The 14030-nt window shown below is 37.7% G+C and carries 15 protein-coding genes; 7 read left to right on the top strand and 8 right to left on the bottom strand.

Annotation, left to right across the window (positions count from 1 at the left end; translation table 11 throughout):
• Positions 1 to 188 precede the first annotated feature (188 nt).
• The 7 genes from Ana3638_RS22150 to Ana3638_RS22180 all read left to right on the top strand — a co-directional run bounded on the left by Ana3638_RS22150 (position 189) and on the right by Ana3638_RS22180 (position 7789).
• Positions 189 to 1031: a sulfide/dihydroorotate dehydrogenase-like FAD/NAD-binding protein gene (locus tag Ana3638_RS22150; RefSeq protein ID WP_161839967.1), complete on the top strand. Its 843-nt coding sequence runs from the start codon at positions 189 to 191 to the stop codon at positions 1029 to 1031.
• A 1-nt stretch (position 1032) separates the two neighbouring features.
• Positions 1033 to 2427, top strand: a complete 1395-nt coding sequence (gltA, locus tag Ana3638_RS22155) for an NADPH-dependent glutamate synthase (protein WP_161839968.1) — start codon at positions 1033 to 1035, stop codon at positions 2425 to 2427.
• A gap of 2 nt (positions 2428 to 2429) precedes the next feature.
• Entirely contained in the window at positions 2430 to 3068 is a 639-nt protein-coding gene (locus Ana3638_RS22160) for a redox-sensing transcriptional repressor Rex (protein WP_202621526.1), read from the top strand.
• A gap of 54 nt (positions 3069 to 3122) precedes the next feature.
• Positions 3123 to 3599, top strand: coding sequence for an NADH-quinone oxidoreductase subunit NuoE family protein (locus Ana3638_RS22165; RefSeq protein WP_161839969.1), 477 nt, complete (start codon positions 3123 to 3125; stop codon positions 3597 to 3599).
• Positions 3599 to 5473, top strand: a complete 1875-nt coding sequence (nuoF, locus tag Ana3638_RS22170) for an NADH-quinone oxidoreductase subunit NuoF (RefSeq protein WP_161839970.1) — start codon at positions 3599 to 3601, stop codon at positions 5471 to 5473. The genes Ana3638_RS22165 and nuoF overlap by 1 nt, the downstream gene beginning before the upstream one ends.
• Positions 5474 to 5814: 341 nt before the next feature.
• The gene (locus tag Ana3638_RS22175) at positions 5815 to 7518 is read left to right on the top strand and encodes a [FeFe] hydrogenase, group A (RefSeq protein WP_161839971.1); all 1704 of its coding nucleotides are present in this window, start codon (positions 5815 to 5817) and stop codon (positions 7516 to 7518) included.
• Position 7519: 1 nt separating this feature from the next.
• Positions 7520 to 7789: a (2Fe-2S) ferredoxin domain-containing protein gene (locus Ana3638_RS22180; RefSeq protein ID WP_161839972.1), complete on the top strand. Its 270-nt coding sequence runs from the start codon at positions 7520 to 7522 to the stop codon at positions 7787 to 7789.
• A gap of 327 nt (positions 7790 to 8116) precedes the next feature.
• Here Ana3638_RS22180 and Ana3638_RS22185 read toward each other — a convergent pair whose 3' ends face one another.
• From Ana3638_RS22185 to Ana3638_RS22220, 8 genes are all read right to left on the bottom strand, one after another.
• On the bottom strand, positions 8117 to 8578 hold the full coding sequence (locus Ana3638_RS22185) for a VOC family protein (RefSeq protein ID WP_161839973.1): 462 nt from the start codon (positions 8576 to 8578) through the stop codon (positions 8117 to 8119).
• 47 nt (positions 8579 to 8625) lie between these two features.
• Positions 8626 to 8859 (bottom strand): hypothetical protein, encoded by a 234-nt coding sequence (locus tag Ana3638_RS22190; protein ID WP_161839974.1) that lies wholly within the window; start codon positions 8857 to 8859, stop codon positions 8626 to 8628.
• Positions 8860 to 9390, bottom strand: a complete 531-nt coding sequence (locus Ana3638_RS22195) for a GNAT family N-acetyltransferase (RefSeq protein WP_161839975.1) — start codon at positions 9388 to 9390, stop codon at positions 8860 to 8862. It abuts the gene before it with no gap.
• Positions 9391 to 9425: 35 nt separating this feature from the next.
• The gene (locus Ana3638_RS22200; RefSeq protein ID WP_246240513.1) at positions 9426 to 9722 is read right to left on the bottom strand and encodes a sodium ion-translocating decarboxylase subunit beta; all 297 of its coding nucleotides are present in this window, start codon (positions 9720 to 9722) and stop codon (positions 9426 to 9428) included.
• Between the two features lie 22 nt (positions 9723 to 9744).
• Positions 9745 to 10440, bottom strand: coding sequence for a class I SAM-dependent methyltransferase (locus tag Ana3638_RS22205; RefSeq protein WP_161839977.1), 696 nt, complete (start codon positions 10438 to 10440; stop codon positions 9745 to 9747).
• A 162-nt stretch (positions 10441 to 10602) separates the two neighbouring features.
• A complete protein-coding gene (locus Ana3638_RS22210) occupies positions 10603 to 11718 on the bottom strand; it encodes a DNA (cytosine-5-)-methyltransferase (protein ID WP_161839978.1) in 1116 nt (371 codons plus the stop codon).
• A 120-nt stretch (positions 11719 to 11838) separates the two neighbouring features.
• On the bottom strand, positions 11839 to 13221 hold the full coding sequence (locus tag Ana3638_RS22215; RefSeq protein ID WP_161839979.1) for a bifunctional metallophosphatase/5'-nucleotidase: 1383 nt from the start codon (positions 13219 to 13221) through the stop codon (positions 11839 to 11841).
• 335 nt (positions 13222 to 13556) lie between these two features.
• Complete coding sequence (locus tag Ana3638_RS22220; RefSeq protein WP_202621527.1) at positions 13557 to 13862, bottom strand: MazG-like family protein; 306 nt, start codon at positions 13860 to 13862, stop codon at positions 13557 to 13559.
• Positions 13863 to 14030 lie beyond the last annotated feature (168 nt).

Raw genomic sequence — 14030 nt, forward strand, 5'->3', positions numbered from 1 at the left:
ACATTTACGGTCGCCTAAGCGGCCATGTTGCGTTCGTGTGAAAGAAAATATACTTAAAGGAAGGAATGCCACATTAAGATTCTTTCGCACTTTTTATTTTTGACAATAGAATGCATGTCTTATCTGAAATCTATTGTTTGTGGCAGTAACACATCTGCGAGCAGATGTGTTATGCAATGGGTATTAATATGAATCAAATAATAAAAAAACAAATATTAAATCCCACGGTTACATTAATGGAGATTGATGCACCCATGATAGCCAAAAAAGCTGAACCGGGTCAGTTTATCATTCTTCGTGTGGATGAAAACGGTGAGAGAATTCCATTAACGATTGCTGATTATAACCGTGAAAAAGGTACGGTGACCATTATTTTCCAAATCGTAGGCGCGTCAACAGAAGCCTTAAATCACTTAAATACGGGTGATTATATTCAGGATTTTGCAGGACCTTTAGGAAAAGCAACGGAAACAGAAGGTTTAAAGAAGGTTGCCGTAGTAGGCGGCGGTGTTGGTTGTGCTATCGCTTATCCGGTAGCGAAAAAACTTCATGAACAAGGCTGCGAAGTACATTCTATCGTAGGTTTCCGTAATAAAGATTTAGTTATCTTAGAAGAAGAATTTAAAAATGCCAGCAGTAAACTGGTATTAATGACAGATGACGGCAGTTACGGAGAAAAAGGGCTGGTAACCGATGCACTTAAAGCATTAATTGAAGACGGTAACCAATATGATACCGTAATCACCATAGGACCACTTATCATGATGAAGTTTGTATGCAGCTTAACAAAAACATATGGAGTTAAAACCATTGCCAGTATGAACCCGATTATGATTGACGGAACCGGTATGTGCGGCGGCTGCCGCTTAAGTGTCGGTGGTAAAACCAAATTTGCCTGCGTAGACGGACCGGATTTTGAAGGCTTTGAAATAGATTTTGATGAAGCTATTGCCCGCTCATCCATTTATAAACCATTTGAACTTAAAGCTCATGAAACGTTATGTAATCTATATAAAATGGAGGTGAAATAACATGCCGAATATGTCTCTCATTAAAAATGAAATGCCTGCCCAGGCACCCGAGATAAGAAATAAAAATTTCCTGGAAGTAACTTTAGGTTATACAAGAGAGCAGGCAATCGATGAAGCAAAGCGCTGCCTTAACTGTAAAAATAAACCTTGTATCGGCGGCTGTCCGGTACAGATTCATATTCCGGAATTTATTGAAGAGGTTGCAGAAGGTAATTTTGAAGCTGCTTATGAGATTATTACACGTTCCAGCTCCCTTCCCGCCGTATGCGGCCGTGTATGTCCTCAGGAATCCCAATGCGAACAGAAATGTGTCCGCGGTATTAAAGGGGAAGCTGTTGCTATCGGAAGACTGGAACGTTTCGTAGCGGATTATCATAATGGGGGCAGTATTGCTAAGGCAGTGAAACCTGCTTCTAACGGACATAAAGTAGCTGTTATCGGTTCCGGCCCCTCCGGACTTGCCTGTGCCGGAGACTTAGCGAAAAAAGGCTACGAAGTTACCGTATTTGAAGCATTACATCTTGCAGGTGGGGTTTTGGTATACGGTATTCCTGAATTCCGTCTTCCAAAAGCTATTGTGCAGAAAGAAATCAATACCTTAAAAGAACTTGGTGTTGAAATCGCTACTAATGTGATCGTAGGTAAAACCTTAACCATAGAAGAATTAAAAAATGAATACGGATTTGAAGCAGTCTTTATCGGTTCCGGTGCGGGACTTCCAAGATTTATGAATATACCGGGAGAAAACCTGAAAGGTGTTTATTCCGCCAATGAATTTTTAACCAGAGTTAATCTTATGAAAGCATACAATTCCGATAGCACCACACCAATACAAAAAGGAAAAAAAGTAACGGTAGTGGGAGGCGGAAATGTTGCCATGGATGCTGCCAGATGTGCAAAACGTCTGGGTGCAGATGTTACTATCGTTTACCGACGTACGGAAAAGGAACTTCCGGCAAGACTTGAGGAAATCGAACATGCCAAGGAGGAAGGAATTAACTTCCTGTTTTTAACCAATCCCCTTGAAATTAAAGGAGATGAAAATGGCTGGGTTTCCGGAATTCGCTGCCAGGAGATGGTCTTAAGTAAACCGGACGAATCCGGACGTGCAAAACCAATTCCTTTAGAAGACAGTGATTTTGATGTGGAAACAGAATGTGTCATTATGTCAATAGGTACCTCTCCAAACCCTCTCATCAAATCAACTACCAAAGGACTTGAAACCCAAAGATGGGGTGGAATTATTGCAGATGAAACTACCGGATTAACTTCTCTTCCCGGAGTATATGCCGGAGGTGATGCCGTAACCGGTGCAGCTACGGTAATCCTAGCCATGGGTGCCGGAAAGGCTGCGGCAGCTGCTATGGATACGTACATTAAAAGCAAAGGGGAATAATCATGATTTATAAGTCCATTTCCACGCAAACATTACAGCGGCTTCCAATGTATCTGAATTACCTGAAATCTTTGCCTGATAATCAGATTTTAAATATTTCAGCTACAACGATCGCCGAGGCATTAAAGTTTAATGATGTGCAGGTAAGGAAGGATTTAGCAATAATTAGTTCCGGCGGCCGGCCGAAAATTGGATATATTACGAAAAACCTGATCTTTGATATAGAAAAATTCTTAGGTTACGATGATGCAGACAGTGCTGTTATAGCCGGTGCCGGAGATTTAGGCCGTACTCTTCTCTCCTATGACGGTTTTTCCAAATATGGCCTTGATATTATTGCCGCATTTGATGTGAGAGAGGATATTATCGGTACTACTATTAATGGTAAGAAAGTACTCTCCTCTGATAAGCTGAAAGATTTATGCGGCCGTATGAAAGTCCGTATCGGAATAATAGCCGTACCGGCATCGGAAGCGCAGGAAATCTGTAATTCCATGGTAGAAAGCGGTATCCTTGCCATCTGGAACTTTGCGCCGGTTAATTTAAATGTACCGGACAGCGTTCTGGTTCAAAATGAAGATATGGCCTTTTCACTGGCTAAGTTATCCAAAAGTTTATCAAAGAAATTGTGTCTGAATTAGTAAGCTCATCATGTAATTTAATAAAAAAAGTTCATTTTCAGAATGGAGGATTATATGAACGAAACATTTGACTACAAGGTTATCGATGGAATCATCGATGAGCTTGGAAGTAAGCAAAGTGCTATTATCGCTATTTTGCAGAATATCCAGGAGTACTACCGTTACCTGCCGAAAGAAGTATTTCCTTATCTCTCGAAAAAACTTGGAATCAGCCAGGCTAAAATATACAGTGTGGCGACCTTTTATGAGAACTTCTCTCTGCAGCCAAAAGGTAAATATGTCATCAAAGTTTGTGACGGAACTGCCTGTCATGTAAGAAAATCAATTCCGATTTTGGATAGACTTCGTAAAGAACTAGGTCTTTCGGAAATAAAAGCCACTACGGATGATTTATTATTTACGGTTGAAACAGTATCCTGTCTTGGTGCCTGCGGACTTGCTCCGGTACTTACCGTAAATGACAAAGTATACCCTGCCATGACACCGGATAAAGCTACGGAACTTCTGAATGAATTAAAGGAGGAACAGTAATGCTTAACAATAGAGAAGATCTAGTAAAACTTCGCAGTACCTATGAAACAAGCCTTACTGCGGAAGAGAAAAAAATACTGGTTTGCGCCGGTACCGGATGTATCTCCAGCGGTTCCATGGAAATATATGACCGTTTGACTGAAATTTTAAAAGAACAGAACATCCCTTGCGACCTAGAGCTTCAGGAAGAGCCTCATGGGAATGCCATCGGAATGAAGAAAAGCGGATGCCACGGTTTCTGCGAAATGGGCCCTCTGGTAAGAATTGAGCCACAGGGTTACCTCTATACGAAAGTTAAACTTTCCGACTGTGAGGAAATCGTTGAGAAAACCATTAAAGAAGGAAAACACATCGAACGTCTGGCTTACCAGAAAGGCGGTACAATCCATAAAAAACAGGATGAGATTCCATTTTATAAAAAACAGACCCGTCTGGTATTGGAACACTGCGGACATATTGATGCTACTTCCATTTTTGAATACCTTGGAATCGGTGGTTATACTGCATTTGAAAAAGCTCTGTTTGATATGAGTGCGGATGACATTATTAATGAAATTTCAGAATCCAACTTAAGAGGCCGCGGGGGCGGCGGTTTCCCTACCGGAAGAAAATGGGCTCAGGTAAAACGTCAGAATACGGAACAGAAATATATCGTATGTAATGGTGATGAGGGAGATCCCGGTGCATTTATGGACCGAAGCATTATGGAGGGTGACCCTCACAGAATGCTGGAGGGAATGATGATTGCCGGCCTTGCCTGCGGTGCAAGTGAAGGTTACATCTATGTACGTGCGGAATATCCTATGGCAGTAAGCCGCTTAAAAACTGCTATTACACAGGCAAATGAACTTGGGTTGTTAGGGGATCATATCCTGGGTACGGATTTTAGCTTCCATCTACATATTAACCGGGGTGCCGGTGCTTTTGTATGCGGAGAGGGAAGTGCCTTAACTGCTTCTATCGAAGGTAACAGAGGTATGCCGAGAGTAAAACCTCCAAGAACCGTAGAACACGGGCTATTTGATAAACCTACCGTATTAAATAACGTAGAAACATTTGCAAATGTTCCTCTTATCATTTGCAACGGTTCCGACTGGTATAAAGGAATCGGTCCGGAGAAAAGTGCCGGAACTAAAGCATTTGCTTTAACCGGAAATATTGAAAACACTGGTCTCATTGAGGTGCCTATGGGCACTACCTTACGTGAAGTTATCTTTGACGTTGGCGGCGGTATGAGGGACGGCGGTGAATTTAAAGCCGTACAAATCGGCGGACCATCCGGTGGGTGTTTAACCAAAGAACACCTTGATCTGCCTCTGGACTTTGATTCTCTGAAAAAAGCGGGTGCTATGATTGGTTCCGGCGGTTTGGTAGTTATGGACAGTAATACCTGTATGGTGGAAGTTGCCCGTTTCTTTATGAATTTTACCCAGAACGAATCCTGCGGTAAATGTGTTCCCTGCCGCGAGGGTACGAAGCGGATGCTTGCTATTTTGGAACGTATCGTAGAGGGTAATGGCCAGGATGGTGATATCGAACTTCTTCTTGAACTGGCAGATACCATTTCCTCCACTGCACTTTGTGGTCTTGGTAAAACTGCTGCTTTCCCGGTAGTAAGTACCATTAAGAGTTTCCGTGAAGAATATGAAGCTCATATCTATGAAAAACGCTGTCCGGCCGGAAGCTGCCAGAAATTGAAAAAGATTCAGATTGACCCGGATTTATGTAAAGGTTGTTCCAAATGTTCCAAATCCTGCCCTGTTAATGCTATTTCCGGTAAAATCAAAGAACCGTTTAAAATTGATGAAACAAAATGTATTAAATGCCAGGCTTGTATTTCAACCTGTCCATTCCACGCTATTAAGGAAGATTAAAAAAAGAATATAGGTAATTGCGAAACTATGTAGTTTTTCGAATATACCATACAATTGATACGAAGTTTATAGCTTCAGTTGCCCTCCGGGGACAAATTCGGCTCTAAAATTGTATTAATGGCATGGTATATAAGATTCAATATTGGAGCTTCGCAATTACCTAAGAGAAAAATAGTATGAGAGGTAAGAGTGAAAGAAAATATAGATAAAGAAAGGTTGCCACAAGGTGATTCTTTCACTCCTTTTTATCTATGACAATAGAGTGTTTACTTTGTCTGCATTCTATCGTATGTGGCAGTAACATATCTGCTTGCAGTTGTGTTATGCAATAGGTGTAAAATATGAATACGAATAATTATATGATAATAGACGGAATGCCGGTTGAAATAAACGGAGAGAAAAATCTTCTGGAAGTCATTCGCAAAGCCGGTATAAAACTGCCTACTTTCTGCTACCACTCTGAATTATCCATATACGGTGCCTGCCGTATGTGTATGGTTGAAAACGAGTGGGGAGGACTGGACGCCGCCTGTTCCACACCTCCCAAACCGGGTATGCAGATTAAAACCAATACCCAGCGTCTTAGAAAATACCGCAAAATGATCCTGGAATTACTTTTGGCAAACCACTGCAGAGATTGTACTACCTGCAACAATAATGGAAAATGTAAGTTACAGGATCTGGCTATTACCTTTAATATCGAGGGCGTACGCTTTCCTAATACGGCTGCGGAACCTAAGATTGACGATTCTTCCAATTGTATTACAAGAGATCAGAACAAATGTATTCTCTGCGGTGACTGCGTACGTATGTGCAATGAAATCCAGAATGTCGGTGCAATAGACTTTGCTCACCGTGGTTCCAAAATGACCATAAGTACTGCATTTGACCAGCCAATTGCTTCTTCCCCCTGTGTAGGATGCGGTCAATGTGCGGCAGCATGTCCTACCGGTGCCATCGTTGTTAAAAATGATAAAAACAAAGTATGGGAAGCCCTGGATGATAAAAATGCGAAAGTTACGGTTCAGATTGCTCCTGCCGTGCGTGTAGCTATCGGCAAAGAATTAGGTCATTCCAATGGAGAAAATACCATAGGTAAAATCGTTGCTGCCTTAAGACGTATGGGCTTTGACGAAATCTATGATACTTCCACCGGTGCCGATTTAACCGTTTTGGAAGAGTCCAATGAGTTTTTAAAACGGTTGGAAGCAGGTGATAACAAGATGCCGCTCTTTACTTCCTGCTGCCCTGCCTGGGTAAATTTCTGTGAAAAAAATTATCCGGAATTGCTTCCTAACGTTTCTACCTGCCGTTCTCCGATGCAGATGTTTGCTTCCGTAATTAAAGAACAGAACAAAACTTCCAGCAGAAAACCTGTCCATGTAGCTGTAATGCCATGTACCGCTAAGAAACAGGAAGCAGCCAGGGAGGAATTCAAAGTAAACGGAGATCCGAATGTTGACTATGTTATTACTACCCAGGAATTGATTCAGATGATAAAAGAATCCGGTATCGTATTTGCAGATTTAGAACCGGAGGCAGTGGATATGCCATTTGGAACTATGACCGGAGCGGGTGTGATATTCGGTGTAACCGGCGGGGTTACGGAAGCCGTATTAAGACGTCTTTCTTCCGATAAATCTTCTACTTCTTTAATGTCAATTGCTTACCAGGGTGTTCGCGGTATGGAAGGTGTTAAAGAAACCAAAATTATGTTTGGTGACAGAGAACTTCGTATTGCCATCGTCAGCGGTCTTAAAAATGCAGGTGATTTAATTGAAAGCATTAAAGCCGGTGAGCATTATGACTTTGTAGAAGTAATGGCTTGTCCGGGCGGCTGTGTCAGCGGAGCAGGTCAGCCTTTCACTTCCCAGGAAGAAAAAGAAAAACGCGGAAAAGGACTTTATTCTGCTGATAAATTATCAAATATTAAACGTTCTGAAGAAAACCCTCTGATGATGTCCTTATATAATGGTCTGTTAAAAGGCCGTGTGCATGAGCTTCTGCATGTTCATTATGCAGACAGCGTTAAGGAGGATAAATAAAATGCTTGAACTTAGTGTCTGCATAGGAAGCTCCTGCCACTTAAAGGGTTCCTATAATATAATACAGCTCTTTCAGCAAATGATTGAAGAAAATGCCTTACATGATAAAATCGATTTTAAAGCTAATTTCTGTATGAAAGAATGCCAGGGCACCGGTGTTGCAGTCTCCTTAAACGGAACTGCCCACCATGTACAACCGGAAAATGCCCGTGAATTTTTTAAAAATACAATTATGCCTAATTTAAAAATGCCTAAATCAAAGAACGAATGAATTTAAAGGATTACCTGATTATAGGAATAAACAAATTTAAATACGCCTATATTTAAATTTTAAGTCTATGCCTTATAGAATACTATAATAGATAGGAAAATCACTTTAAAGAAGTAAGAAACATAGTAAATCTATGTTGCAACGTTCAAAATAATGTTCGCTAAAACAATTTTTTAACCTCTGTTAATATATATAGAAAAGCCGCACTCCAGGTAAGAAACGAAAATTATTTCTTATGGGAGATGCGGCTTTTTGCTATTATCTTTCCTCTTAAATAAACTATCCTTGACAGTAATGCTTTCTATGCTGGCCGTTTTAATTTCACTTTCAATTATTTAATTCTCTAACTTTCCAGCTCTGCAGTTCTATAATATTTCCCTCCGGATCCTTTGCATATACAAAAACGGCCTGTTTATCCGGATAATCCGCAGTAACTACGCCTCCAACCTGCCCTCCGCCGGCTTTTAAAATTTCTTTTAGAGTAACTTCAACATCATCCACTTCAAATGCCAGATGAGCTATTCCATAAGTATTAATAAGGGCTTCTTCTCTGTCATACATACTGTCATAGGAAAATATCTCTAATGTAGGATGATCTTCCCCGTATCCAGGCAGGCAAAGATGTTCACCTACAATGTGTGCTTCCTGGATTCCTGTTAGCTCATCCAACCATTTCCCTTTTAAATCTCTGCTTTCACCTATGCTTTTACAATGCAGTACCTCTTTATAAAATTGAATCAGCTTAGTATAATCTCTCGCTATAATATTAGTATGTACATATCGAAACATCTGTTTTACCTCCTTAGAAAAATAATTAACAATATAACGATTAAGGTTTAATCTATGAATTTTATTGTTTTAGCAATACTCTGAATGTTATTTTTATCTGCATACATGATAAAGAAATAATATTGATTTCCATTATTTTTTAAAACCTTTGGATATTTTATAATAACCTCCGCCTGATTATTAAATTCTTTTACCTGATCTTCAGACGGTATAATCAGTCCTGCTTCCTGTCCATCGATCACCCATTCTTCTGCCTTTAGCCGTACATTAATATCAGACATTTAATTTCGTTCTTCCCTTAAAATATCCATATATACCTCATCATAAAACCTTCCTTTTAAATAATAAGCTTGCCTTCTTCTCCCTATTTCTTTGAACCCGACCTTTTTATAACAATTTATTGCTCTTTCATTAAAAGAAAAAACTTTTAACATGATATTATTCAAATTTAAATAATCAAATCCATAATCTACCAATAAATTAAGTGCTTCCGCTCCATATCCTTTATTACGGTTTTCTTCTTCTCCAATAAATAATCCCACTTCCGCACATTGTCTTAATTGTTGAATATCTTGAATTCCACAATTACCAATGAGTTGATCATCTTCCAGACGAATTATTGCAAACTGGTACTGTCCTGAATTATGTTTAACCCATTCTTTTTCATTTTCCAAGGATGTAATTCTATTCGAGCTTCCCAGTCCATCCGTTATGTTGAAGTCATTCAGCCATTTAACATAAGTTTCGGCATCTTCTACGTTCATGGGTGATAAATACACCCGGTTACCTACTAATTTTTTAAAGTATCTCATTTTTTTATACCTCTCTCTCTTATTAGATGAATTTATTAGTCTGACTCCGGGTTCTTTCTTTTTCTATTTGTTTTTATAAGATATATAACACCAACTATTGATATCATAGCTGGTATAATAGTAAGAAAATTACCGGCTTGTGAAGCTGCCACATATATAGTTGTCGGTCCATCTGCTCCCCCTATAATACCTACGCTACTTGCATCTTTTAAATCGAAATTAAATTTATAGGAAAAATAAATTGGAAGTAAAAACTTATATGCTGCTTGGAATAAGGATATTATGATTGATAAAACCGTAATAATAATAATTAATTTTCTTTTTAAATTCAATGATTTTACCTCCGTGTTTTTATTATTTTTTATGTAAAATAACATGATGAAAAAATGCGATTGATTTAAACTCTTCCAATTCACTGACTTTCATTTCCATGGCAAGCATCTGTTCCTGCCACATTTTGTCCTTTTGAATTTCCTGCTGTTGCTGCAAATCCCAAAAAGTTCTCATTCCTAATATTTTATCAATTGCAAAATCATGGGACCATTCCAGAATATCGTTATCCTCATAGTAATTGATGGTACCAAACCTCTCCGCATGTCCCATTCCGCCTTCCAATAATTCATTTGCATGTTCAAAATTATTTAATAACACTACCATTTGCATTACCCGTCCGGCCTTATTATGTTTTAAAATCGACAGGCAGCCGCCTTTTTTTAATACACGCGCGAATTCCTTAATAATCACTTCTCTTTCCAAAGCATACTCTAAAACATTATGGCACAACACCACATCAAAAGATTCATCCTCAAAATTCCTGATATCATCCAGCCCGCCTGTTATCTGTGTGTATTCATTTACGGAAAACCTATTTTCAACCATCCTTTTGTCAGGTTCAATTGCTATCACTTCATTATCTATTGCCAAATGGTCAGCTGTCATACCATTACCGCTGCCAAAGTCCAGTACTCTCTTATTATGTATAAAGTTTAACTGTTCCCATGTCATTTTCTTTTGTAATAGCTCCCAAGGAGCAATTAAATTGGTATCCATTAGACTCTCCTATGATTAGATTTTAAATTTACTATTTTGTTTAACACTTCCCCGTTTATTTTTGTGCTCATTCAATAATTAGTTTTCATTCGATTAAATCTTAATGCTTTTTCATTATTGCTGTATCATATATGAACTGTCTTAGTAATTAATCAACATTTCCTATTTTCTTCCGTATGAAATTAGTAGTCCTTGAACAAATAGAAATGATTTATTTTTTTCATTACTTTGAAAATATTCAGCAATTGAAGATTGCATCTTAATATAAGCTTCTGCCTGAACTCTGTCTACTTCCCTGTTCATAAAGTATTCAATGGTGTTTTCATTATTGATTCCGGCAAATGATTTATCCCAACCATGAATAGCCATAATATCCTGCATTATCTGCTCATAATCCTGCATATCAGGACTCACATACAGAACTCTGTCATTCATACGGATATCAATATCATGCAAACCTAATTGATGCATATAAAACGGCAATCTCATTCCGATTGCATAATCTCTGCCCTCCTGTTCCAACTCTTTCTTCCACACTTTATGAAAATCAAATGCGGTACATAAATAACTATAATCCATACCATCTATGTATAATCCATCATTTTCAAATTCCCTGTTAACATCAATACAAATGATAATACCACCTGTTTTTACGGAGTTCGTCATTTTCTGTAAGACTTCCAGTGGTTTATTCATATGCCGTAAACCAGCCTGAATAATGGCTATATCATATTTTTTATTGGTTTCAAAGGAATAAATATCTGAATTGATAAATGTTGTATCAAAATTTGAGTTTTCAAAATTAAGCTTGGCTTTATCCGTGAAATACTCATTATCAACTCCTGTATAAGTACTTCCATTGGGTAAAATACCGAGTAATTGCTTCCCTAAATAACCCTGGCAGCATCTGAATTCAATTACATCCACCGGTTTTTCCACCTGCCAGACATTGTAAATGAGAAACTGCAGGTAATCATCATTCCAAAAGTATTTTCGGTTTTTGTAAAGGTTATTTTCCCTGCCGTTTGAGGTGTCATGATTATCTGAATTTCTTGGTATATATTCTTGATGGTGCAGGGGTTTCAGTCCTAATAATTCATCTACTGATATATTAAAATACTCTGCTATAACTGGTAATAAGGTAATGTCAGGCATTGTTATACCTGTCTCCCATTTACTAACGGATTGATATGATACACCTAGAACATCTGCTAAAGCCTGCTGCCCTATTCCTTTTTCTTTTCTTAATTCTGCAATTTTAAGTTTAACTGTCGCCATATAATAACCTCCTAAGTTTAATAAAATAATGTTAATATAACTATTCAGTTAAACCAATAACTTAACAAGCGAATTTACTCGCCTGTTAGGTGAAGCAGAAGCTTTGGAATCTTTCAATTTTTATCTTTGCTTTAATATCCACCTGTCAGCAAAAGCCTTATTAACAAATTCTTTTTTAGCCATATATTCTCTTAATAGATCCTTTAAATAGACTCCATTATAACTTACATTCTTATTATTTTTTAATGAAGTATAACCCGTTCCTCTTTGAAGATAATCTGAGGATGCGACTGAGTACCACTTTTCATGATTAAGCTTCTCTCCATTGATGAAAATGTTTATTATTTTTCTTCCACTATATTCAATAACTGCATTGGATACATGGAGCTTACCTAAATATTTGCCTCTGGATCCCGGTCCCGCTCCATCCGCATAGCAATAATCCGTGTCCAGGGAGTTTTGTAAAGCCTCCCATATAAACTTTCCCTGTATCTCAAAACGGGTAGGATTTAAGTATGAGGGACATAACTCCAGGATTTTTTTTAATGTAACATTACCTTTTCTGATACCTCCGTTTATAACACCGCTGTTTATCAATCCCAAATCACACTTAAATACATCCTCTAATGCATCTGCCAGTAAATTGGTCATAGGATTTTCTTCTACCACATCATGCCACAAATCAGTATCAATAGCATAGATCGGCTTACTTAATTCATCTAATGCCTTTTCTTTATTTTTATTTAATATATCAATGATATCATCACAAACCTCACAGTTTGTGGTGTCTATATTTTCACCGGATAGAAGTTCAACCTTATTATCACTTACTTCCAAATTTAATACCCCTAAATTCTTTGCGTAAGACCCTGATGTAAATATAATTTTACCATTCAATATTTCAGGCTTGTCCATTAATATGTGGAAATGTCCGCCTATAATCACATGAATTCCATCAAGCTGTTCTGCTATATTTTTATCTTTGTCCATCCCAAGGTGCGATAATACGATACAAACATCGTATTTTCCATTATTCGAAGCTATTTCTTCTCTGATTACTTCAATATAATCTTTAATGTGATAACCCAATAGCTCATTAAAGGGTCCTAAATCCGGTGACGCGCCGATAATTAAAATCCTTAATCCATTTTTATTTAACAGTGTGCTTTTTTTCACACAATTAACTTCATTAAACTCCAATCCGCATATGTTACTGCTTAAAAACGGAATCTTGGATTTACCGGCCATATATTTTAAGGTTTCGATTCCGTTAAAGGTTTCATTATTTCCAACCGTAATAGCGTCATAACCTGCATATTCTAACAGCTCTACGGCGGCTATTCCATTTGTTCCCTGTAATTCTATTTTTTTAAAATCCGCAAAATCACCTGCATCCAGTATAATGGTATTCTCATTCTTTAGTCCTTTGATTTTGCTTACTAACTTTGAAAAATTCTCGAAATTACAATGTATATCATTCGTATGTAATATATTTAATCTCATTTTTATCCCCATCTCATACCGCAGACTTGTCCGCGGTACCGCCTAAAATAAAACAGGTTGAAAATCATATGGCATCCTTTCACTAATAGTATTTTCTTTCAACCCTACTCCCATTTCATAAATCATCTGCTTTTACTTTTCTTCCAATGCTCGTTTTTCTATTGCGAGACAACTCACATACACTTCTTATTGTAATGATTTTAATAGCCTGCTTATCATTTATAGGGATAATAATTCTCTGATTTTAACTGAATAAAGATTATCCTGGTATATAAATTGCTTAATATCCCATTTAATTACATTACCTTTTTCATTCCAATCTTAAATTTATTCGTTTACTTTTGTAAGGACACCATCTTTTTTACATATTGCCTTTTTTCATTCTTTTCCATTTTGTTCATTATCTCTTGTTCTAAGTTAATCCCTAGAAGTTCTGATAGTCCTAATAGGTAGATTGCAACATCAGCCAATTCTTCACCCAAATCATCTTTCTTTTTCAAATATGCTTCACAAGCTTCTGATAATTCACCATATGTATAACAAAATTCTTGAAAAATATCAGTAACATTAAATCCTTTCTCAATTTTATTCTGATAAACTCTTTTTTGTAATTGTAATAAATCAATCATTTTATTTTCCATTGCATAACACATCTGTTCACAGATGCGTTACTGCCATTCCTTTCTTTAATTAAATTTTCATTCACACTAACGCTCCCATGCTTTATGGGCATAAATCCTGAAGAATAGCGCCTTTTGCTAAGTTCTCACAGCAATGATTTCAGCGATGGAAACGTGTCCCTCCCTTAT

This window comes from Anaerocolumna sedimenticola (assembly GCF_009931695.1).
GTDB lineage: Bacteria > Bacillota > Clostridia > Lachnospirales > Lachnospiraceae > Anaerocolumna > Anaerocolumna sedimenticola.

Excerpts from the sequence above, each read along its gene's own strand:
- Ana3638_RS22150 (WP_161839967.1), top strand. The coding sequence starts at position 189 with ATGAATCAAATAATAAAAAAACAAATATTAAATCCCACGGTTACATTA.
- gltA (WP_161839968.1), top strand. The coding sequence starts at position 1,033 with ATGCCGAATATGTCTCTCATTAAAAATGAAATGCCTGCCCAGGCACCC.
- Ana3638_RS22160 (WP_202621526.1), top strand. The coding sequence starts at position 2,430 with ATGATTTATAAGTCCATTTCCACGCAAACATTACAGCGGCTTCCAATG.
- Ana3638_RS22165 (WP_161839969.1), top strand. The coding sequence starts at position 3,123 with ATGAACGAAACATTTGACTACAAGGTTATCGATGGAATCATCGATGAG.
- nuoF (WP_161839970.1), top strand. The coding sequence starts at position 3,599 with ATGCTTAACAATAGAGAAGATCTAGTAAAACTTCGCAGTACCTATGAA.
- Ana3638_RS22175 (WP_161839971.1), top strand. The coding sequence starts at position 5,815 with ATGAATACGAATAATTATATGATAATAGACGGAATGCCGGTTGAAATA.
- Ana3638_RS22180 (WP_161839972.1), top strand. The coding sequence starts at position 7,520 with ATGCTTGAACTTAGTGTCTGCATAGGAAGCTCCTGCCACTTAAAGGGT.
- Ana3638_RS22185 (WP_161839973.1), bottom strand. The coding sequence starts at position 8,578 with ATGTTTCGATATGTACATACTAATATTATAGCGAGAGATTATACTAAG.
- Ana3638_RS22190 (WP_161839974.1), bottom strand. The coding sequence starts at position 8,859 with ATGTCTGATATTAATGTACGGCTAAAGGCAGAAGAATGGGTGATCGAT.
- Ana3638_RS22195 (WP_161839975.1), bottom strand. The coding sequence starts at position 9,390 with ATGAGATACTTTAAAAAATTAGTAGGTAACCGGGTGTATTTATCACCC.
- Ana3638_RS22205 (WP_161839977.1), bottom strand. The coding sequence starts at position 10,440 with ATGGATACCAATTTAATTGCTCCTTGGGAGCTATTACAAAAGAAAATG.
- Ana3638_RS22210 (WP_161839978.1), bottom strand. The coding sequence starts at position 11,718 with ATGGCGACAGTTAAACTTAAAATTGCAGAATTAAGAAAAGAAAAAGGA.
- Ana3638_RS22215 (WP_161839979.1), bottom strand. The coding sequence starts at position 13,221 with ATGAGATTAAATATATTACATACGAATGATATACATTGTAATTTCGAG.
- Ana3638_RS22220 (WP_202621527.1), bottom strand. The coding sequence starts at position 13,862 with ATGGAAAATAAAATGATTGATTTATTACAATTACAAAAAAGAGTTTAT.